Here is a 21,586-nt window from a genome sequence, read left to right as displayed (position 1 = left end):
TTATGAAAGGCTTACGGCTCATTCCCTTTACGGTTTTTCTGATTTTACTTGTGTTCAGCTGCGAAAAACGGATTTGTGGCTGTGTTTTCCCGCCATCACCTCTGGTTGGCGACTGGACGTTAACGACGATTACCTACGGCCTGTCGCAGAAGACGGTTACTGCTGCCGAAGCAGGTTATTCGGAAACGGTATCGTTTAATGGCGCGGTAGAAGGAGGAAATTTCCGGCAGGTTCGCAATGGGCTACCTATTCTGGACAGTCAATATGGATTGTCATTTCCAAACGGTGGCAGTACTGAAGGCATTATCTACTTTCACAAAGACACTACTCAGCAATCATTTCGGATGGCAGAAACGACACTCTATTTATCGGAACGCATTCCACAGGGAGCCGTCATTGCCGACGGGTCAACATATGCATATAAACGACAATAAATTGCCCCTTTTTGTGTAAGATCAGGATTGCCCGGCCGTAAGAAGACAGCCGGGCAATTTTATTTTTGCCCCGTTCCAACGTTTCTAAGCGCTTTAGGCTCATTGTTTTATCCTATAACTATGAGCTTATATGAAAGCAAATTTATTAGCCCTTGTTCTATCCTTGCTCTACCTGACCAGTTGCACCGACAACTGCGAACAGACAAGAACCTATCGAAAATACACGTCCGTGCAACTGCCCCTTTCCGATTTGCGACAGGCGGTTTCATCAGGCGCCCCCCAATCGCTGGTCGAACCCGGAAAGCTCTACATCAAAGACCAGTATTTATTTATTGTGGAAGTCAAAAAGGGAATTCACGTTTTTGACAACAGCAATCCAGCTAATCCAAGAGCCATTTCATTCCTTACCATTCCGGGAAATGTGGACATCGCGGTTCGGGACAATATTCTCTACGCCGACAGTTACATTGATCTGGTTGCCCTGGACATCAGCAACCCAACAGCGATTAAAGAGGTCAACCGAACCGAAACGGGCTTTGTAAATGGCACAGTAGGCCGTACGTACTGGTCGTACGACAAACAAAACATGAAGATTTATGATCAGCGCGAGGAAATAGCAACCGAAACGGTCAAAACCGATTGCGAGGGATCATTCAACGTACTACCTTATTTAGTGCCAATTGCCTGGTTTGGGAGATATTATGAAAGCTTTGCGTTTGCAGATGTAGCTTACAGTAGTAACAAGGGTGCAAATGCGCCCACAGCTCCAACAACAGGTACAGGTGGTTCCATGGCCCGGTTTGCCATTACAAACAATCAGCTTTATGTAGTAAATAACTCATCACTACAATTATTCGATATCACAGAACCAGCAAAACCAGCAAAGGGCAAAACAGTTACGCTAAACTGGAATGTTGAAACGATTTTTCCGTACCGGACTAATCTGTTTATCGGCACGACTACGGGCATGTATATCTACGATATCGTTAATCCTGCTGAGCCTAAACAACTATCGGCATTTTCGCATGTTCGTTCCTGTGATCCGGTTGTCGTGCATGAAAATTATGCCTATGTTACATTACGAGGTACCAGTACTTGTGGAGTAGCTGGTACGCAGGACGTACTCGATGTAATTGACATTAGCAATCTGACAGCTCCTCGAGTTGCTAAAACTTATCCTATTGAAACACCTTACGGGCTTGGTATCGACTACCCAACGCTATTTGTCTGCCAAGGGAATAAAGGATTAAGTGTCTTTGATGCGTCGAATCCACTTGATTTAAAAGCCCGGCAAACCTTTGCCAATGTCAATGCGTTCGATGTCATTCCAATGTCGAAAACATTGTTAACGATTGGTAAAGATGGACTGTATCAGTATGACTACTCCAACCCCACCAACCTTCGGTTATTGAGTAAAATTGATGCCAGTCGGCCTAACTAACCTTTCCATCACCATGAAAACAATTACTTGCCTATTTTTTTGTCTGCTCGCTGCGTTTGCACATGCGCAAACAGAACCAACAAAAACAAGCCCCTGGCGAACAACGGTACAGATGGGTATTCAGGCAGGCCGGGTGCGTCCCGACCAGCCCAACGTTTACCCTTATTATGGAGATTATATATATTCTCCGAACTACTATAATTATTCCCCAATTCGGGGCGAAGGCAACCGTATAGGTCTAACAATTCATGCGTTCATGGGTTATACACTGCGGCCTCAGCTTGTTACGGGATTGTCTTTGGGTGTTGATTACTATAACAATTCAGCTTTTCTGCCAATAGCTGCTGCTATCCAGGGTGATCTTTTTGGGAGAACGAAACGATTAACACCTTTTTATTCTCTAGAAAGCGGTTACGCTATTGCGGGTCCCAATCCACATGGCAGTGAGCTGAAAGGAGGTTGGTTATGGAGTCCGGGCCTTGGCCTTCGAATAAACAAGGGCAACGGAACTGGATTTCTGATCAGTGCAGGGTACAAACATCAGGAAGCAAAGCAAGTAGCTGCGGTTGACGGTGTTCAGGTTTTATCGCAAATAGAAACCCGGTCGTATAACAGGCTATTTTTTAGAATGGGATTTAGTTTTTAATCGAATCAACTAACAACGTCAACACATGAAAAACATCATCAGACTTCTGACTCCACTACGCTTAAAAACACTGATAGGCTTTTACTTTATGCGTCCTTCACTAGTTAAGATTCATAAATAATTAGTGAACACCTGTAACCTGAGGTGGCCTTTTATAGTCTTAATACTAGTGCGTGTATATGTAACTGAACCGCACAATAAAAGGTAAGTAGAAACTGGTCATATAACCCATAAATTGGCAGGAGGTTTCAACAAGTTAGCGATCTCCTACCGCATTAATACAGAATTAGCCTTGATAGGCGAGAAACAATAGTTATGAAAAAGATCACTGTAGCTGTCATAGGTGGCACACTGTTTATTGCTGGATATTACCAGGCACGTAGACAAACAGAATATATGACGTCAAAATCCACGTTGGTGAACCCGGCTTCTTTAGCTAAACCAATGACCCTTTCGCTTAAAACACAATCGGTTTATGCCTTTCGCTTAGATCGTTCACTTCTTAGTAGTAAATGACGTCTCTATTTCTCGATACAAAAAATCCCCACTGAGCACTCAGTGGGGATTTTTTGTATCGAAACATTAGGATTTCGTGCGCTTGATAATTAAGCCATCACGAACTTGTTCTGATTCCGCTTGCGCTCGTTCTCGTCCAGGTAGATTTTACGAATTCGCATCGACTTTGGTGTCACCTCCAGATACTCATCCTTCTGAATATATTCCATATTCTCTTCGAGAGAGAATGAGATTTTAGGGGCAATCTTCACGTTATTATCTGAACCAGAAGCCCGCATGTTCGTTAACTGCTTCGCTGTTATCACGTTGACAACAATGTCGTTCTGACGGTTATGCTCACCTATTACCTGGCCCGTATAAATTTCATCACCCGGTTCTATAAAGAACGATCCCCGATCCTGAAGTTTATCGATCGAATAAGCCGTAGCCGAACCGCTGGTCATCGAGATCAATGAACCGTTAATCCGTTCTGGAATTGCGCCTTTAAACTCTTGATACTCTTTGAATCGGTGGCTCATAACAGCCTCTCCGAACGTAGCCGTCAGAACATTTGACCGCAGACCAATCAATCCACGCGAAGGGATATCGAACTCAAGGTGTTGTAAATCACCTTTAGGTTCCATAATCAGCAGTTCGCCTTTCCGTTGCGTCGCTAATTCGATAACCTTTCCGGCAGTCTCTTCCGGTACATCTACAACGAGGGTTTCGATTGGCTCTAATTTGCGACCATTCTCATCTTCTTTGTAAAGAACCTGAGGCTGGCCAACCTGCAATTCATAACCTTCCCGGCGCATCGTTTCAATCAGAACCGACAAGTGAAGAATACCACGGCCATATACGAGGAAGCGGTCTTCGCTATCTGTGTTTTCAACACGGAGAGCCAAGTTCTTCTCAATTTCTTTGTATAACCGGTCACGTAAGTGACGTGAGGTTACGAACTTACCTTCTTTGCCAAAAAACGGCGAGTTGTTGATCGTGAACAACATGTTCATCGTTGGCTCATCCACCGAAATACGGGGGAGTGCTTCCGGGTTTTCAATGTCAGTCAGCGTATCGCCAATTTCAAACTCTTCCAGACCTGTAACCGCACAAATATCACCACAGGCAACTTCGGCTACTTTCACTTTACCAAGACCTTCAAACGATTGAAGTTCTTTGATTTTCACTTTTTTCACCGAACCATCTGCCTTGATAAGTGCCATATTCGCGCCTTCTTTCAGCGTTCCCCGGTGTACACGGCCGATGGCAATCCGACCAACAAAAGTTGAATAGTCGAGCGAGGTAATCTGCATTTGCGGCATACCTTCGTTCATTGCAGCTGGCTGAATATGCTCAACGATTGTATCGAGAAGGTAGGTAATATTGTCGGTTGGAGTTTTCCAATCTGGTCCCATCCATCCTTGTTTCGACGAGCCATACACGGTCGGGAAATCCAGTTGGTCTTCGGTAGCGCCCAGGTTGAACATAAGATCGAAAACCTGCTCATGCACCTCATCGGGACGGCAGTTTTCTTTATCGACCTTGTTTACGATTACAATAGGCTTTAGCCCTAATTGAAGTGCTTTGCCTAGTACAAAACGCGTTTGGGGCATTGCGCCTTCAAAGGCATCGACCAATAAACAAACGCCATCGGCCATTTTCAGCACACGCTCAACCTCACCACCGAAATCACTGTGGCCTGGTGTATCAATGATGTTGATTTTAACATCTTTGTAACGTACCGATACGTTTTTCGATACGATGGTAATGCCCCGCTCACGCTCCAGGTCATTGTTATCCAAAATCAGGTCGCCGAATTCCTGATTATCCCGAAAGAGCTTTGACGCGTGAATAATTTTGTCAACCAGAGTCGTTTTGCCGTGGTCAACGTGGGCGATGATTGCTATATTGCGAATTGATTGCATACAGGTTCTGAACCGGGATTTAGCTGATTAAAGGATATACTGGATTTTGTTTATTGGCTTCGTAAAACACGAAATCTGTTAAATCCATCAGTCCCTTAAATCCTGGTCAATTTTTCTGCAAAGGTACGAAAAATTACGCTGAAACACAGATTTTTACAACTATTTAAACGAAAAAAGGCCCATCTAAGGGCCTGACTCTGATATAAATACAATTTCTTACTGGTTGCTTAATGATTCGGGCAACCGCAAGGATTTTTCTTTCGGAAGAGACCGGTATTGAACAGGCCACCGCGCCGGGGTTTATAACCTTTTCGTTTACGACCAATAGCCGAAACGTTCGTCTTAGCAGTACTAGTAGATGCCAGGGTTTGGACGGGCACATCAATCAGCATCAGCGATGCGACTATCATCAGAAATACTTGCGTCTTTTTCATTGTTGAACCCTGTTTTATCTATTAACGGCAAATTTAACTACTTTCGTCCACCTGCCAGCGATATTTATTTAATGACGAACAACCCTGATTTTCTGATTGTTTACGGCACACTTCGCCCTCCTTTCGATAATACGTTTGCCCAATACCTGCGACAACGGGGTCGTAATGTTGGCGAAGGCCTATTTAAAGGGCAGGCTTTCGATATGGGTAGCTACCCAGGTGCGATTTACAATGAGGCCAGCATTACCCAGGTGCATGGCACAGTTTTCAATATTAGCAATCAGAAATCAGCAATTCTGACCTATCTCGATTATTACGAAGGGGTAGGTGAGGATTTTGAACAACCCACCGAATTTATCCGGGCAATTGTTCCTGTTCAGTTTAATGATGCGACAACCGACTGCTGGGTTTATTTATACAATCTTTCAACCGACGATAAACCACTAATCGAATCCGGCGATTATTCGAAACACATGGGCGACCCCTATAAATCGCCTGCCTGATAAAGTTTTATTGATCATAAAAAAATCATCGACTAATCTAAGTCGATGATTTTTTATAGGCTTCTATTTCAATAACTTAACGTGGTCCGCGAGAACGACCGCCACCACTATAACCGCCACCGCCATACCCACGGCGGGCGTTAGGGCTACCGCCATAATAACGAGGTGCAGGGGCATAATAACGAGGAGCGGGCCGAACCACTACAGGTGGCCTATAATAGCCGTAAGGGCGAGCGTAACCATACCCATATGGATTACCATACCCATAATAAGGTCTTGGACCGTAACCAACACCGGTACTTACATAAGCCGGTCCACAACTTGCCATCATAACGACTAGTAAGCCAGCCGCTAGTAAAGGCATGAGTTTTATCGTTTTCATGACTTTTCGTTTAAAGATTAACTGTTGAACCATTTAACTGCCATTTGGATTAACCGAAGCTGATTGAGAGCTGGTTAATCCAAACGTTTATTCTAACTCAATTTATTTACCAGCGATGGCCACCGCGGCCATGACCACCATAACCTCCGCCGTATCCACCACGGCCACCGCCGTAACCATAGCCATAATTTGCATATGGACGAACAACAACTGGAGGAGCATATACAACCGGAGGAGCAATAACTACTCGTGGTGGTACAATTACAACCTGTGGTTGAACAGGATAGGCTTGCCCGTACTGGTTATAACCGTTGTTGGGATAAGCCTGACCATACCCGTTCGGGTAGGCCTGACCGTAGCCATTGTTATATCCATTTGGATACCCCTGATTTGGGTAATTCTGGCCATAACCATTCCCATTGGGGTAGGATGGATTGCAACCATTTCCATTTGGATAAACCTGACCATAGCCATTACCTGGTCCGTACTGTCCAAAACTAACAGTAGCCACCCCTAATAACAGGCCAGCTAGAACGCCACTCCATTTTATCGTTTTCATCGCCTTAATGAGTTTTTGCTCAATTTGTAGGTTAGACAAACGATATACCATTGCGTTTAATGAAAACGAGAAGAAAGCGGTTAAAGTTTAATTAAAAGGCTGACCACTAAACAGTAGCCAGCCTTTTACCGAATGAAATACGCTATTATTTACGCTTTCAATTTATCTTTTAGGTACGCTAAAGCCAGCTTATAAGCATCGGCTGCCGCTTCTTTATTATAGACCGGATTACTTGGGTTGGCAAAGCCGTGTCCGGCGTCATACATTTTTACCGTCACCTTTTCACCTGCTTTCGCCATATTCTCTTCGAATGCCTTTACAGACTCGGGTGTAATCCCTTTATCCTGGCTACCAAAAAAGCCCAATACGTCCGTGTCCAGCGTTTTAAGTTTCTCAACATCCTGCTCCGGCCGACCGTAGTACATGATGCAACCTTTTGCCTGTTTACCTTCCAGCATAGCAGATTGAAGGGATAGCATACCGCCGAAACACCAGCCAACACTGGCAAATTCAGCTTTAGGACCAGCGTACGCAATGGCGCCTTTCTGAATACTAGTGAGCCGTTCTTTGTTAGCCCCTTGCATTAGTTTTCCTGCTTCGGCTGGTTCGGTAGCTACTTTGCCATCATACATATCAACCGCCAGCACGTTAACGTCCTTCAAGTCATTATAGAACGTTTCCGACTGCTGTTTGATATTGTCGTTTAGCCCCCACCATTCCTGATACACCAGCAGCCATTTGTTCGATGGCTTTTTAGCTTTCAACAAAAACCCGTTTGCCGATTGACCGTCGGGTGTTGAAAACTTAATCATTTCGCCAGCGCCCGTGTACGTAAAGGGTAGGGGAGCTTCGTGTAATCGCTGGAAAGCAGGATCAGCAGCCATTGCCGACATGTCGTTACCTGGCGAATCGGTAGCAGGTGCATGGCAGATGGGTATAGCCGTTTCCTGAGGTTGCGCTGGTTTCAGATATGAAAACAGCGACATAAAAAAGGATAATCCAGTAATGAATACAATTTTCATAGGGTATGTGATGGTTAATTGATTAGGGTAACTGCTTGTAAATGGAATTAGTTAAGTGCGAAAGGAGGAATTATTGTCAATTGACATACAACTTACCCAATATTGATGTAAATACACACAATTGATTAACCTATCAAGCTTTTATCAACTCAAAAATCGTAATCTCAGGTAAAATACCCACCCGCCCAGGGTAGCCTATATAACCATAACCGCGGTTTACGTAGAGTCGCTGGTCACCTTGCTGGTATAACCCAGCCCATTGTTTATAGAAATACTGCGCTGGGCTCCATTTTACATCGCCGAGATCGACGCCAAATTGGGCACCGTGCGTATGGCCGCTAAACTGCACATCAATATCTTTATAGTGCTTATTGACTTCAGCATCCCAGTGGGTAGGATCGTGAGAAAGGAGGAGTTTAACCGGGTATTCTTCTGTTCCTTTATATGCTTTTGCCAGATTACCAGCCCGAAGAGCCGCCGGTCCAAAACCAAGGTTTTGAACGCCAATGAGCGCAATTTTATCGCCATTCTGTTCCAGTATCTTGTTTTCATCCATCATGATGTTCCAGCCCATTTGTTTGTGAGCGGCTACCACATTCATCACGTTCTGTCGTTCGGCCTGGACACTGGGCCACTGCACATACTTACCGTAATCATGATTTCCCAGGGTTGAGTAGACCCCCAGAGGTGCCTTTACTTTATCAAATACATCAATATAGCTGTTCACTTCTTCGGCATGGCTGTTCACCAGATCACCCGTAAAAAAGACGATATCAGGCTTTTGGCCAAGCAGCATCTCAACGCCCCCTTTTACAGCAGTTTTATTAAAAAAACTCCCTGAATGAATATCCGAAATCTGGGCGATGGTCATGCCATGAAAGCCAGATGGCAGGTTTTTAAGGGGGAGTTTAATCCGACGGATTCGATAATCATGTGCGCCAGAGAGTATACCCCATGTAAACCCAACTAATGGAACAGTACCAACCACCAACGCGGTCTTCATCAGAAAATCCGAACGGGTGATGGTATCGGTTGATGATGGTATTGTCTGTCGGGTTGAATCTTCAACCGCTTCACGCACTTCGGGCTTATAGAACAGAGAAACAATCCAGCGAAAGAACCGTCCAATATCATCAATGAGGATAATTAGAACGGCAAAAATCTTTGAGAAATAGGGGATGGCAATAGCAGCCCAGAGAAAGGTACGTGTGTTGCGGCTAATAGAATCAGGTGGCAACAGTTGCATAATTATATACAACAGTAACGATAGTGCTGTAAAGCCCCAAAAGGCAATAGCAATGATTCGTTGCGTGCTTTCTGAGGCCGATCTGCTGAGTGTTTTAACAGCCTGAAAAACATACCAGTCGATCAGAAGTAGAATAGCGGGAAGAATAAAAAATAAGGCAGTACGGTTCATGAATTAGCAAATGAAGGACATAGTTGCCTAACGGAATGAGCATCCGTAAAGTTTGATGATGAGCAACCTGATTTTCCTAGTTAGGCTTCACAAACTCAATCATATACTCCGACATGTACTCACTCTTTTTGGGTTGGATATTCTTAACAAACAATCTTGCCCGTTGACCCAGCCGCAGACACGTATGTTTGTTCGCAACGTCGTCGGGTGTGTTCATGGGTTGCAGTGATGGGTACCAGAGGAAATAGCCAGGTTTATCAAGCAACAACTTTGGTTTAGTCCATGCCTGCGATTGCATGGCCTCGCCCAAATCCGGGTTGGTATTGAACGATATATGGATACTGCTACCTGCCCAGGATGGCCCTGTTGCTTTGCCCATTAGCATGACCCAACAGTTCAGATAAGTGTTCCAGCTAACGGATGGCCCCCAATGAAAATTACCTGTTGGCGATGAAGCTGGTCCACCGCCCGCTTCAGGCTGAATTTGCAGGGATGTGATAGGTGCGCCCACACCATTGTACGGTGCATTGAAGCCCTTACCGTTCCAGCGCTGGGCTTTGCCAACCGGATTATCTAGGTCGGCCAGGGGGATACGCGCTACGCTGATGCATTGGCCACTCCACTCTTTTTGTGGGTTATATTCCTTTTCGCTGTATTGACCAGGATAGCCATATTCGCCATAAAACAAGTATAGATAAGTCCCGCTTGCCACCGCCGACGGATCGCCGACGCCCCCCGCAAATGTTTTTGAGGTGTTATGAGGCTTCAAAATCATTCGGGGCTGTAAATCTTCAATAAAAATACCTTTGTTTTCCCAGGATTTTCCCCCATTCACCGACTTCATGATACCAATGCGGCAAACGGCTGCAGGCGATGTTGGACCCGTTATTCCCTGCGGCCACTTTTCATTTTTGTAACCTTCTTCTGTAGCAGCATCGTATGGAAGGGTAGCCGGATAATTTTCGTTATGATAAACGGCGTACAGCGTCTTACCCGATTTATCAGCAGGATCCTGATACACCGTTTCGAACCAGACGGCTCCATGCAGGCCTGGTGTGTTGACGGCTACATTTGCTGGCATATTCGGCTCCGTAAAATCACTGGCTTTGCTGGCAAAAGCCTCCTCAGCATGTCGACCATCGGTATATTTGAGATCGCGCGCGTTTCCCCACAACGGATCTTCACCGTACTTACCCGGAAAAATTCGGAACGTATCACCCACCCAGGCCTCGGCCATATTACAGTCAACAAAGGAGTTGAACAGGACTTTTTTAGCTGGAATTAATTTGTAGCTGGGCGTAGTAATATCGGTTTCGCTATTACCCGAACAGGCAACAAGGAGCGAACAGGTTAATACCCCTAAAATCAGTCTAGTTACGATAAGTTTTGTTGTCTTCATGGTAGTCGTTAAAGCTAGACAGATATCAACTTTACTTTAAGCTCAGAATCCTACAACCGGGTTGGCGTCAAGCCCAAATTATTTTTTCGTATATCGTTCATTACCACTTAGGTTTACAGCGCTAACGAAAGAGATCACCATGCATTCGTACACTGCAAAAAAAATTATAGACTCTATTTTGATCGATGGAAACCTAACAAAATCCGTTTGGCAGAATGCCACCTGGAGCCATCGGTTTGTGGACATGGTAACGGGAGAGCAGGGTATGTATGGCACTAAATCGGCAATTCTGTGGAATGACACACATTTATACGTAGCCTTTCAGGCCGAAGAGCCATTTATTGAAGCGCATTTGACAGAGCGTGATTCAATTATTTTTCTCGAAAACGATCTTGAACTGTTTATAGATGGGGGTGACTGCTACTATGAGCTGGAGGTAAATGCGCGAAATACAATCTATGAAGTATTTTTCATTTGGAAGGATGCGTATCAACGAGGTAGCCGGTTTGATGTACCACTCTTTGATGTTCACCATCCACAGGCAATGACCTTTGGCGGAGATGCCGACCGTACAGGGCCCTCATTCTGGCATGGTACCCACCCGCGTGGCTTACGCTGGGCTTTTCTAAATTACGATATGCCTGGTTTAGAAACTGCCGTTCATGTTGATGGTACGTTGAATAACAATAGCGATATTGATTCCGGCTGGACTCTGGAGATAGCCATTCCCTGGAATAGCCTGACCTGGCTGGCAAATGGCCGACATCTGCCTCCTCAACCCGGCGATGAATGGCGAATGTTTCTGGGCCGATTTCAGAAATTGACGGTGTCTGGCATTGAAGTTCAACCACACCCGGCTATGGTTATGAGTCCACATGGCATTTATGATACGCATCAGCCCAGTCGGTGGAGCCAAATTATATTCGAGTGCTAGCAACACTTGCCCCATCCTGTCATAAAACATGAGATATGTTTAATCCATCTATCGACTAAAACAGGTTGATTATCTATGTTTGGCACCTAGTTGTCTATTGGCTTCTTATACATATGAATGCCATCTTACCTTTAGGGCATAAAAGTATTAGATAGGAATACAGAAAGCGGCCTAACCTTGTTGAGCCGCTTTTTCGATTAGTACTAATCCATCTCTAAAAGACGGCTAAACATCATTCTTAAAAGCTTAAAAATGGAAAAGCCGACAGCATTGTGTTGTCGGCTTTTCCATTTTTAAGCTTACTTACTAAGCCATTTCCTCTTCCAGTTCCTCAACAGGCTCAAGCGCAGGATCTTTCTTTCCGAACCATTTCATCCGAATCCGTTCATTGATCCAGTACATACACGGAACAATTACAAGAGTCAGGATTGTGGAAAACGTCAGTCCGAAAATGATTGTCCAGGCCAGGATATTCCAGAATACGGAACTATCGCCACCAACAATTATGTGTGGATCGAAATCACGGAACAGTCCCACGAAGTCAACAGTAATACCCAATGCCAGCGGAATCAAACCTAGTACGGCAGCCGAAGCCGTCAACAATACCGGAGTCAGGCGAATGCCGCCTGCTTCAATGATAGCTTTTCGCAACGGAACACCCCGACCGCGTAGCTCTTCAATAAATTCAATCAGCAGAATCCCGTTTTTCACCACAATACCCGCCAGCGAGATGATACCAACCCCCGACATGATAACCGAGAAGTCTTTATTGAAAATAACGAATCCAAGGAGTACACCAATCAGCGAGAACAGGATGGTTACAAAAATAATCAGTGGTTTTACGACTGAGTTAAATTGCGTAGCCATAATTAGATAGATCAGCAACATGGCAATCCCAAAGGCCGACACCAGGAAGTTCATCGACTCCTGTTGGTCTTCCTGCTCACCACCCATTTTGAGTTTATACCCATTTGGCACATCCATGTCCTTTATAACCTCCTGAATCTGAGCAACAATCTCGTTGGCATTGTAGCCCGGTACCACATCGGAGCTTAATGTAACAATCCGTTCCTGATTCTTGCGGTTAATCTGGCTGAACGTCGTCGAGTAACTAATGTTGGCTACCGATGTAATGGGAACCTGGCGCAATTGGCCGCCCATCACCATATCGCGATATACTACATTCAGACTCAACAACTTGTCAATCTGACTACGGTCATCTTGCTGTAAACGAACCATAATCGGATACTCGTCTTTGGCATCGCGGAATTTTGATACTTCCAAACCGAACAAGGCTGTCCGAATGGCCAGCGCAACCTGTCCCGACGAAATACCTTCCCGTTCTGCTTTGTCGCGGTCGATGTCAATGACAATTTCGGGCTTGTTAGTAATCAGATCCGACTTTAGTTGGTCAATGCCCTGAATACCAGCTTGAGCAATTTTCTGCCGAACCTGTTTTTCCAGTTTCTGGAGTTCACCAAATTCCTCACCCGCAATTTCAATAGCAATTGGTTTACCCGTTGGTGGACCATTGGATTCACGCTCTACCGAAATTTCGCTACCCGGTAACCCACTCACGGCTAACCGAACTTTGTTCAACAGCGAATCCGTCGAGATACCATGCCGTTCTTCATTAGGTTTGAACGCAATCGTCACTTTCGACTTCTGTGGAGTTGCCGACCGATCCGGGTTCATAGGATCACCCGCGTTTTTACCAATGTTGGAAATCACGGAGTTAACGATATCGGTAGCTTTATTGGCTTCCAGGACGTTAAACACACGCTTCTCGATCACCCGTGTCACAGAATCAGTTACGCGAGCATCGGTACCAACGGGCATTACGTTATAGACGTAAATGTAATCGGGCTCACCACTTGGGAAGAAAAGGACTTTAGGTTTTGCAATCCCAACAATGAAGAAGGTCAGAATTAGCAGACCAAATGCACCTACGATTGCAAAAACTGGGCGCCATCCTGTTAATATCCAGGAAATTAACCGGCGATAGCCATTCTTAACCGCGGGCAAAATACGTTCCTGAAAAGGCACAATCAGTTTTGGTGTCAGTACGTAGTGGTTGAACACGTACAGCGCAATGAACAGCACAAACAGGTTGCCAATACCCCGATCAATCACGTAGCCAATACCCGCCAGCACAGTCATAATAATGAGTGGCCGTTTAATCTCAGCGAATGTCTGTTTGTCTTCATGGTTATCGTCTTCATGCCGCTTCATGAACGTAACCGCAAAAACCGGGTTGATCACGTAGGCCACAAACAGGGACGCAAACAGCGTTAGAATAAGCGTCAGTGGGAGAAACTTCATAAACTCACCCACAATACCCGGCCAGAACAAAAGCGGGAAGAAAGGTGCAATAGTCGTCAGCGTTCCCGACAATACGGGTACGAATACCTCGCCCGCAGCAGCCTTCACAGCCTGCCGGATATTCCAGTTTTTGTTTTCGTTGAAGAGTCGGTGTGAGTTTTCAATCACCACAATGGCATCATCAACCACAAGCCCTAAACCAAGCAGGAAGGCAAACAGCACCATTGTATTCAAGGTGAAGGTTGCGCCTACCATAGGTCCTAGGACCGGCATCAGAACAAAAGCAACCAGCGCAGATAAAGGCACCGACAAACCCACGAAAATGGCATCGCGAACGCCCATGAAGAACATAAGCACCAATACCACGAAAATGAAGCCTAGTACAACGGTATTGATCAGGTCATTCACGTTTTCGCGAGTACGCTCCGACTGGTCGGCCGTAATTTTTACGTCCAAGCCTTCAGGGAAACGCGACTCCTTATATTCGTCGATCGTTTTCTCGATACGGTCGGCGGCTGAAATTAGGTTTGCACCAGCACGTTTAATAACGTTTAGCGTTACAACCGACTTATTGTTCAAACGAGCAAAGTTCTGTTGCTCTTCGAAGTTATCACGTACTTCCGCAATATCGCCGAGCCGAACGGTAGCACCAGTTGCTGTCCGAATCTGTAGATTCTGAAGCTGCGTAACATCGGTAAATTCACCTTTTACCCGTACCGTCCGACGAACCCCATCAATTGGTAATTCACCACCCGAAACGTTGATATTTTCACCCTGAATGGCCTGCTGAATATCTGAAAAAGCCAGACCAGCCGATTGCATCCGAGGCAAATTTACATTGATCTGAATTTCGCGTTCCAGTGCACCAATGATGTCGACACGCCTAATTTCAGGCATACCTTCAATTACGTCCTGTAAATCCTCGGCGTATTCTTTCAGTTGCTTCAGTGAGAAGTTACCGGCCATGTTGATGTTCATGATCGGCATTTCCGAGAAGTCAACATCCTGAGCTGTTGGACCCGCATCTAGCTTTTGTGGCAGATCGGGCTTGGCTTTGTCAATTGCATCACGAACCCGTTGCAAGGCTTCGGCAGATTGTACATCTGGGTTAAACTCAACCAGAATAACTGATACGTCCTGTAACGCATTAGATTTGATGCGTTTAACGCCAGAAACAGACTTTAGCTGCTTCTCGATCTGCTTGTTAATCGTATTCTCGATATCGGCAGGAGCTGTACCAACGTACACAGTGTTAATGTACACCTGTGGTATCTTAATATCGGGAAACTGCTCCTTGGGCAGGTTATTGTACACGAACAGCCCGCCAAGCGTAATCAGGAAGGTGAATATGTAAATCGCCGTCCGGTTCTCAACGCACCAGTTGGTGAATCCGAGGGTTTTATACTGTTCAAATTTCATGTTGAAGTAGTTTGTAGAGACGCATCCTTGCGTCTCCTATGCGTCAGCCTTTTTTAGTTTCTACTAATCAGTCAGAACCATCTGGTTAAACGACCATCCGGTTAGAAGAAGACGCAAGGATGCGTCTCTACGGGCTAATAATTAATTTGTTGTCCGTCAACTAAATCCTGATAACCAGCCGTAACAATCTGGTCACCCGCGCTCAATCCTTGCGTAACGGCAATTTTACCACCGTACGACTGACCCGTTTTTACGGTTTTAGCCTTCGCTATCTTTTTGCCTCCTTCATTCACAGCAACGTAAACCAGTTGTCCATTTTCTGTACTTTGGATCAGGTTTTGATTAATCACAATGGCATTTGCCTGCGTTGCATCGTTAATTTTAATCCGAGCCAGCATATTCGGTTTCAGGGCATTATCGGAGGGTAGGGGAGCCTCAATCGTAAAAGTCCGGGTAGCAGGATCGACCATGGTTGCCACAAACGATACACGTGAGTTCAGAGTTTTATTCAAATCTGGAAACTCAATGGTTAACGGATCACCTTTTCGAACACTTCCTGAATACGAGTCGGCTACTTTAGCAACTACCTTCAGTTGCGACAGGTTCACAACCCGGACCAGCCCCATACCTGGAGCAGCAGATTGGCCAACCTTTACAATAACCTGATCGACCACGCCCGAGATAGGAGCCGTTACTGTTAACTGGCTCAACTGTGCATTAAGGGTAGATAATCGGCGTTCGAGCGACTCTTTGTTATTTTTCGCTTGCAGATACTGTATCTCGGTCCCGATTTGCTGTTTCCACAAAGAAGCCTGTTTTTCATAAACCGTATTTACAAGCGAAAGCTGTGTTTTAAGTTCAGCCACCGATTCGCGCAAAAGCTGGTCGTCTACTTTGGCAATAGGCTGTCCAGCCCGCACCTGATCACCTTCTTTTACGTAAACGGCTGTAACAACTCCACCCGATTTTGGCGAGACCAGCACGTTGTTTTTCGCATCGATAGACCCCTGTAATTCCACAAAATGCCGGAATGTACTGGCTGCCAGTGGAGCTACCGTTACGTCTTTAACCCGGACATTCTCTTCTTTCTTTGGATCAAGCTTACCAACCTCTGCTTCGAGCGTTTTGATTTTTGTGGTCAATTCCGTTTGCTGCGACTTCAACTGGGCAAGTTCCTCTCGTTTCCCTTGCAGGTCATTCGGTTTTTTCTCCTGTGAGCAGGCAGCTAATAAGCTCACGAGGGCAATGGCGTAGTATGGTTTCATCTTAACTGATTACGATTTTAATTTTAAAATTCAGGTTGTACTCAAACATGACAACTCCTTTAATACTCACTATCAATAGTGTATAGCTCGAAAAAGCGAATTATTTTCAATTCCCTATATAAAGCTTTCCATTCGCTTTGTCGGCATCAACTTTGGTTTGCAGGAAGTTATATAAGGATGCGAAGTAGTTTGTTTGGGCCTGCCGATATGAATTCTCGGCATCCAAAACTTCAATGTTTGAACCAACGCCTTCCTGATATTTGATTTTGGTTACACGGGCAACTTCCTGTGCTAACTCAACATTTCGCTTTTGAGTGCGTAATGTTTGCAGGCTATTACCAAGTGTAATGGTTGACTGGCGAATTTGCAGATCAATCGAATTTTTCAGCAACTGACTATTATTCTGCGCTTTCTGCAATGTAAACCGCTTCTGCTGCGCCTGGTATTTCTTCTGAAAACCATCGAAAATTGGAGCTGACAGGTTAATTCCTATCACAGACGAATTAAACCAGGGTGAACCAATTACTTCACTGAATTTATTACGACCTGTATTGTAGCCATAGTTGGCAAACGCGGTGAGTCTCGGATAATATTGTTTTGCAACACTCTGAACATCCAGATCAGCCAGTTGAATCTGCGATTGTAAGGTCGAGAACTCAATTCGTTGATTGTAATCAAACTCAGTGGCTGCCTGCATATTCGTTCGTTCAACGGCATCAAGGTCAATGTCCTGAATCTGTTCTGTCAGCGTAATATTATCGTTTATTCCCAAGCCCATCTGGAACTTGAGCAGATAATAGCTTAGCTCAACCAGGTTTTTTACGTTCTGACGCTCAGCCTTTAAGTTATTAACCTGCACTTCAAGACGACTTACATCGATCTTTTCGGCAAACCCCTGCTTATTAAGCGCTTGTGTGTTTCTAAACAGTGTATCTACCCTGGCAATATTTAGGTCAAGTAATTTGATCTGTTGCTCATTTACCAGTACACCATAATACGCCTTTGCAACCTGCTCAGCTACACTAATTTTTGAGGCTGTTACATTTTTTTGAGCCAGTTGTCGGTAGGTATCAGCGGCACGTAGCCCCAGCCGATACGAAGCATCGAACAAAAGTTGATTTAGCGTACCGGTTGCACTGCCTGCATAGGCAACGCCAAATTGAACAGCAATTGGAGGATCACTGTCGGCCGCGTTCACGTTAAAAAACTTAGCAGGTAAAAAAGCCCGTTGAATAATCAGGTTATCCGTAACTGATGCGGCTACACTTACTTGTGGTAGGGCTACTCCCCGTAATTCCTGAATCCGACCTTCTGCACTTAGTGCATCCAGCCCCGAATTTTTCACGTTGATATTGTTCTCGACAGCAAACTTAATCGCTTCATTTAGCGAGAATTCCTGTTTGGTTTGAGCCAGTATCGGTCCTGTGCTACTCAGTAGTGTGAGAAGCCAGATAAGTACTGTTTTTTGGGTATTACTTAACCTCATGGTTGTATTGATTAACGTACTGGTTGTAAATGGTAAAGCCTTTGTCTGTCAGCATTCCCCGCACGAAGTGGTGCATCAGTTCAGCCTGTACTTCGTGCATCGAATACTGGTCTGATGGAAAGAGTTCATGGTTGAATGCTAACTCGATTTGTTCGACCCGTAACCGGGCTAAAATGGTTGGATTTATGTCTGGGCGATATATACCTTGAGAAATACCTTTTTGGATATTTTCAAGAATTGACCGCATAATATGTCCCTCTTTATACTGTCTGAACAGCGCAAATGCCTGAGGGTAATACCGTTTTATGTCGTTCATCAGATTCGGACTTACCTGATCTGCATGATTTCGCATCATATTCAGGACGCCTAGAATTTCTTCAACTGGATTATCGGTCTCTATTGCCATACAGTCCATTTCTGACTGATTTCGACCGGTTTTATCCTGTATTACCTGGTATAGAATCTGCTCTTTGTCCGTAAAATGCTGATAAATTGTCTTCTTCGAAATACCAAGCTGGCGGGCTATATCCTCCATCGTTACGGATCGTACCCCATACTTCCAAAACAAGCGTTCAGCCTCTGCTAGAATCCGTTCTTTCATTTAATAATAGAACTTTTTCTAGGTGAACTACGGAAACTCAAATATAGTTCTGAGTTTCCTGTTAATTTTTGATAATATGATGAACGGCCTAAATAGCGGAGTAAAACAACCAAAAAGCCCGACGAACTAGCTAGTTTGTCGGGCTTTTGATGATAGGCTAGCCTGCTTATGCGCTACAAACAGAGTTTATCAGCGTTTAGCGATTGAATACAATTCAGGCGTTAAGGAACTGGGTAATTTTTAGCCAGATCATCCAGTACAAGTACCCAATCCTGGCCATAGCCACTTGATGGGGGAGTAAATTTCTGCTGGCCTTTGTTAGGAATGGTGCCGCTGTCTTTTGCTTCGCCCGTTCGGGGATTGAGCCAGTGTGTCTTTACCGATTGACCTGAAATCTTACCCAGGTTAACCGTAAAAGGCTTTCCTGCCGCGCTATACACAAACGCGTAATCGGTACCCCGAGTAGCCTGGATACGCTCTGCGGGCGCATAGTTATTCTCAATAATCAGGGACTGGTCGGGGACACGATCAAGCAACGGGCGGGATTCTATCAGCCGACGAACAATCTTCATCTGGTTGGCACCTGGCAGTTCCAATGCTTCCTGCCAGTATATATGTGGACCATTAACAGCAGGACGGTTGGCACTATACATCTGCCAGATATCATGACAACCGTACGTATGTCCATGTGCTCCGGCAAACAAATCTAGATACGCATATAGTCGAACGTCGTAGGCATTGGATGTTCCGAGGTCTTTTACATTAAAGCAAACCGGATGGTCTTCATAAATGGGTTCAGCATCCATGGTCGGCTTGGTAGGGGTACGATTATAGCTGACTGTAATTTTGTCATAAACTGGTGTATCCCGGCAGTGGCCATTCTGGTGCATATTGAAATCAAGCCACGAATCCTGATGAAACCACTTTGACGAACCACCATCCTGAATCGAGTTGGGTTGCGGGTGAAATGTCATCAGTGCTTTATCTGCTCCGCCTACACCCGCTTCGATACCCTCGGCCATTGCTCGCCAGGTGGCTACATCTTCAGAGCCGTCGCGTGGAGTACGGTCTCCGCCCAGAATCCAGATTATATTTTGCCGATTTTTGTAGCGGTTACCCAGCCATTGGCCATAGGTACGTGCATTTTTTGGGTTAAATATTTCAGGGCCATTACCCCATGAACTCTTAAAAAGTTTATCGCCCCAAGTCGGGAGGAAACCAATAACAAGATTATTCTCGGCAGCTTTATCTACGATATAATCGACGTGTTTGAAATACGCTTCGTTGGGCGTGGTTGGGTCATTGTTCAATAATGGTTTGTCGCCAAGCGCGTTGGGAGTATTCAGGCCATCAAATTCAGCCAGGGCTACCGTCTGAATAACGGTAAATCCTTGTTCAGCCCTTCGTTTGAGGTATCGATCCGCTTCTTCGCGATTTAGCCGGTGAAACAACTCCCAGGCCGTATCACCCATGTAAAAGAACGGGGCTCCATCCTGATGGACCAGGTAACGGTGATTATCTGAAACCTTCAGAGGCCCATTTTTGAAGGAACTCTGTGCAAAAACACTTAACACCTCCAGCAAGAGTGCAACTATATGTACGATCTTTCTCATAAGCAGTTAAGTCGCTTAGAGAGTCAATCTAATCACGGATAATCTCAAAAAATTTCACATCAGCCTGTACTTTTTCGAGCAACTCACGCGTGCGTTCTGGCCGCGCATCTGTGATAAAAAGTTGACCAAATGCGCCCTCATCCATTCGCTGAATGAGCTTACCAATACGTCGGTCATCTAGTTTGTCAAAAATATCGTCTAATAGAAGAATCGGCTTGATTCCTTTTTCGGCCTGCAATTGATCGAACTGTGCCAGCTTTAAGGCTATTACAAATGTTTTTTGCTGTCCTTGTGAGCCAAATTTCTTCAGTAATACGGGTGCGGGGCCATCTGGCCTGGCCTCTCGTTCACCAATCAGAAATGCATAATCATCCTTATGGATACCCATTGTGGTTCGTTGCAATACTGTGTCGCGTCGACGAAAATGCCGAAACTCATCCGCAAAGTTCGGGTTGCTCACTTCTGATTCATACACAATTGTAACACGTTCACGCTCATCGCTCAAGTAGGCGTAGTGGCTGCGAAAATCGGGCAAAAACTCCTCGACGAATTGCTTTCGTCGATCGTGGATTTTCTGACCAAGGTCGAGTAGGGGCTCATCGTAGGTATCCAATAAGTCATTATCCACCTGGCTCCGCTCTGCAAAAAGTTTGAGCAAACTATTCCGCTGCTTTAGAACCTGCTGGTACATCAGGTAATTTCGTAAATAATCAGAATCAAGTTGAGAAAGTACACCATCGAAAAAATGTCGCCGATCCTCACTATGCTCTCGTACCAGATCGGTATCGTTAGGCGCCATTAGAACAACCGGGAATCGGCCAATATGGTCGCTGAGTCGATCGTACGGTTTTTTATCAGCCATGAGCACCTTCCGTTGGCCCCGCTGTAAGCTTATTGTAATCTGTACCAAACGGCCTGTTGTAGTAGCACGATCATTTTCTTCAAAAACCCCGTCGATGATGAAATAGTCGGCATCATGCTGAATACTAAGAGCATCCTGACTTTGGAAAGCGCTTTTGCTGAGAGCCAAAAAATAAATGGCATCCAAAAGATTGGTTTTTCCGCTTCCATTCGGCCCAACAATCACGTTTACCTGCTGCCCGAACACATACCGGCTATCTTCGTAATTTTTAAAATTGGTCAGGCTCAGTTTTTCGAGGTGCATAGGTATAGCGTGTAACGCGATAATGCGTAATTTCGCGGCAGTCAATTGCAACAATCAATTACCAATTTGAATGAACAATTGATATTGGCAACAAAGATACGGTCGGTTTGTTAGTAGAAACAGC

The 21,586-nt window shown here is 45.1% G+C and carries 18 protein-coding genes; 5 read left to right on the top strand and 13 right to left on the bottom strand.

Annotated elements, in window-relative coordinates:
- The first annotated feature begins 2 nt into the window (after positions 1-2).
- The 3 genes from ACYVGO_RS01305 (at position 3) to ACYVGO_RS01295 (ending at position 2,521) form a co-directional block, all read left to right on the top strand.
- Positions 3-434 carry a hypothetical protein gene (locus ACYVGO_RS01305; protein ID WP_142776496.1) on the top strand — a complete coding sequence of 144 codons (432 nt, stop codon included), beginning with the start codon at positions 3-5 and terminating at the stop codon, positions 432-434.
- 130 nt (positions 435-564) lie between these two features.
- Positions 565-1,875, top strand: coding sequence for an LVIVD repeat-containing protein (locus ACYVGO_RS01300; RefSeq protein ID WP_460966973.1), 1,311 nt, complete (start codon positions 565-567; stop codon positions 1,873-1,875).
- Positions 1,876-1,888: 13 nt separating this feature from the next.
- Positions 1,889-2,521, top strand: coding sequence for a hypothetical protein (locus ACYVGO_RS01295; RefSeq protein WP_142776494.1), 633 nt, complete (start codon positions 1,889-1,891; stop codon positions 2,519-2,521).
- A gap of 605 nt (positions 2,522-3,126) precedes the next feature.
- On the opposite strand, the gene typA is transcribed toward ACYVGO_RS01295, so the two are convergent.
- Together typA and ACYVGO_RS01285 are read right to left on the bottom strand one after the other, a co-directional pair.
- A complete protein-coding gene (typA, locus tag ACYVGO_RS01290) occupies positions 3,127-4,941 on the bottom strand; it encodes a translational GTPase TypA (protein ID WP_142776492.1) in 1,815 nt (604 codons plus the stop codon).
- A gap of 227 nt (positions 4,942-5,168) precedes the next feature.
- Positions 5,169-5,375, bottom strand: coding sequence for a hypothetical protein (locus tag ACYVGO_RS01285; protein WP_142776491.1), 207 nt, complete (start codon positions 5,373-5,375; stop codon positions 5,169-5,171).
- 71 nt (positions 5,376-5,446) lie between these two features.
- On the opposite strand from ACYVGO_RS01285, the gene ACYVGO_RS01280 reads away from it, so the two are divergent.
- Positions 5,447-5,878, top strand: a complete 432-nt coding sequence (locus tag ACYVGO_RS01280) for a gamma-glutamylcyclotransferase family protein (protein ID WP_142776490.1) — start codon at positions 5,447-5,449, stop codon at positions 5,876-5,878.
- 76 nt (positions 5,879-5,954) lie between these two features.
- Here the strand turns inward: ACYVGO_RS01280 and ACYVGO_RS01275 are convergent, their stop codons facing one another.
- The 5 genes from ACYVGO_RS01275 to ACYVGO_RS01255 form a co-directional block, all read right to left on the bottom strand.
- The gene (locus ACYVGO_RS01275) at positions 5,955-6,260 is read right to left on the bottom strand and encodes a hypothetical protein (RefSeq protein ID WP_460966970.1); all 306 of its coding nucleotides are present in this window, start codon (positions 6,258-6,260) and stop codon (positions 5,955-5,957) included.
- Between the two features lie 106 nt (positions 6,261-6,366).
- Entirely contained in the window at positions 6,367-6,819 is a 453-nt protein-coding gene (locus tag ACYVGO_RS01270) for a hypothetical protein (RefSeq protein WP_460966968.1), read from the bottom strand.
- Between the two features lie 149 nt (positions 6,820-6,968).
- On the bottom strand, positions 6,969-7,841 hold the full coding sequence (locus ACYVGO_RS01265; RefSeq protein WP_460966967.1) for a dienelactone hydrolase family protein: 873 nt from the start codon (positions 7,839-7,841) through the stop codon (positions 6,969-6,971).
- Between the two features lie 133 nt (positions 7,842-7,974).
- Positions 7,975-9,258 carry a metallophosphoesterase gene (locus ACYVGO_RS01260; RefSeq protein ID WP_142776486.1) on the bottom strand — a complete coding sequence of 428 codons (1,284 nt, stop codon included), beginning with the start codon at positions 9,256-9,258 and terminating at the stop codon, positions 7,975-7,977.
- Positions 9,259-9,334: 76 nt separating this feature from the next.
- On the bottom strand, positions 9,335-10,657 hold the full coding sequence (locus tag ACYVGO_RS01255) for a hypothetical protein (protein WP_460966964.1): 1,323 nt from the start codon (positions 10,655-10,657) through the stop codon (positions 9,335-9,337).
- A 139-nt stretch (positions 10,658-10,796) separates the two neighbouring features.
- Here ACYVGO_RS01255 and ACYVGO_RS01250 point away from each other — a divergent pair, with 139 nt between their 5' ends.
- The gene (locus ACYVGO_RS01250; RefSeq protein WP_460966963.1) at positions 10,797-11,591 is read left to right on the top strand and encodes a carbohydrate-binding family 9-like protein; all 795 of its coding nucleotides are present in this window, start codon (positions 10,797-10,799) and stop codon (positions 11,589-11,591) included.
- 306 nt (positions 11,592-11,897) lie between these two features.
- On the opposite strand, the gene ACYVGO_RS01245 is transcribed toward ACYVGO_RS01250, so the two are convergent.
- The 6 genes from ACYVGO_RS01245 to recF form a co-directional block, all read right to left on the bottom strand.
- Complete coding sequence (locus ACYVGO_RS01245; RefSeq protein ID WP_142776483.1) at positions 11,898-15,332, bottom strand: efflux RND transporter permease subunit; 3,435 nt, start codon at positions 15,330-15,332, stop codon at positions 11,898-11,900.
- Positions 15,333-15,466: 134 nt separating this feature from the next.
- A complete protein-coding gene (locus ACYVGO_RS01240) occupies positions 15,467-16,597 on the bottom strand; it encodes an efflux RND transporter periplasmic adaptor subunit (protein ID WP_142776482.1) in 1,131 nt (376 codons plus the stop codon).
- 106 nt (positions 16,598-16,703) lie between these two features.
- Positions 16,704-18,083, bottom strand: coding sequence for a TolC family protein (locus tag ACYVGO_RS01235; RefSeq protein ID WP_460966960.1), 1,380 nt, complete (start codon positions 18,081-18,083; stop codon positions 16,704-16,706).
- Positions 18,070-18,684 carry a TetR/AcrR family transcriptional regulator gene (locus tag ACYVGO_RS01230; protein ID WP_142776480.1) on the bottom strand — a complete coding sequence of 205 codons (615 nt, stop codon included), beginning with the start codon at positions 18,682-18,684 and terminating at the stop codon, positions 18,070-18,072. Before ACYVGO_RS01230 ends, ACYVGO_RS01235 begins: the two co-directional genes overlap by 14 nt.
- Before the next feature lie 221 nt (positions 18,685-18,905).
- Positions 18,906-20,297 carry a glycoside hydrolase family 140 protein gene (locus ACYVGO_RS01225; RefSeq protein ID WP_460966958.1) on the bottom strand — a complete coding sequence of 464 codons (1,392 nt, stop codon included), beginning with the start codon at positions 20,295-20,297 and terminating at the stop codon, positions 18,906-18,908.
- A 28-nt stretch (positions 20,298-20,325) separates the two neighbouring features.
- Positions 20,326-21,462: a DNA replication/repair protein RecF gene (recF, locus tag ACYVGO_RS01220; RefSeq protein ID WP_460966956.1), complete on the bottom strand. Its 1,137-nt coding sequence runs from the start codon at positions 21,460-21,462 to the stop codon at positions 20,326-20,328.
- Positions 21,463-21,586: the final 124 nt, after the last annotated feature.

The organism is Spirosoma migulaei (assembly GCF_054776855.1).
The sequence above is the reverse complement of the archived record's forward strand: the minus strand, read 5'-3'. Positions and strand labels throughout refer to the sequence as shown.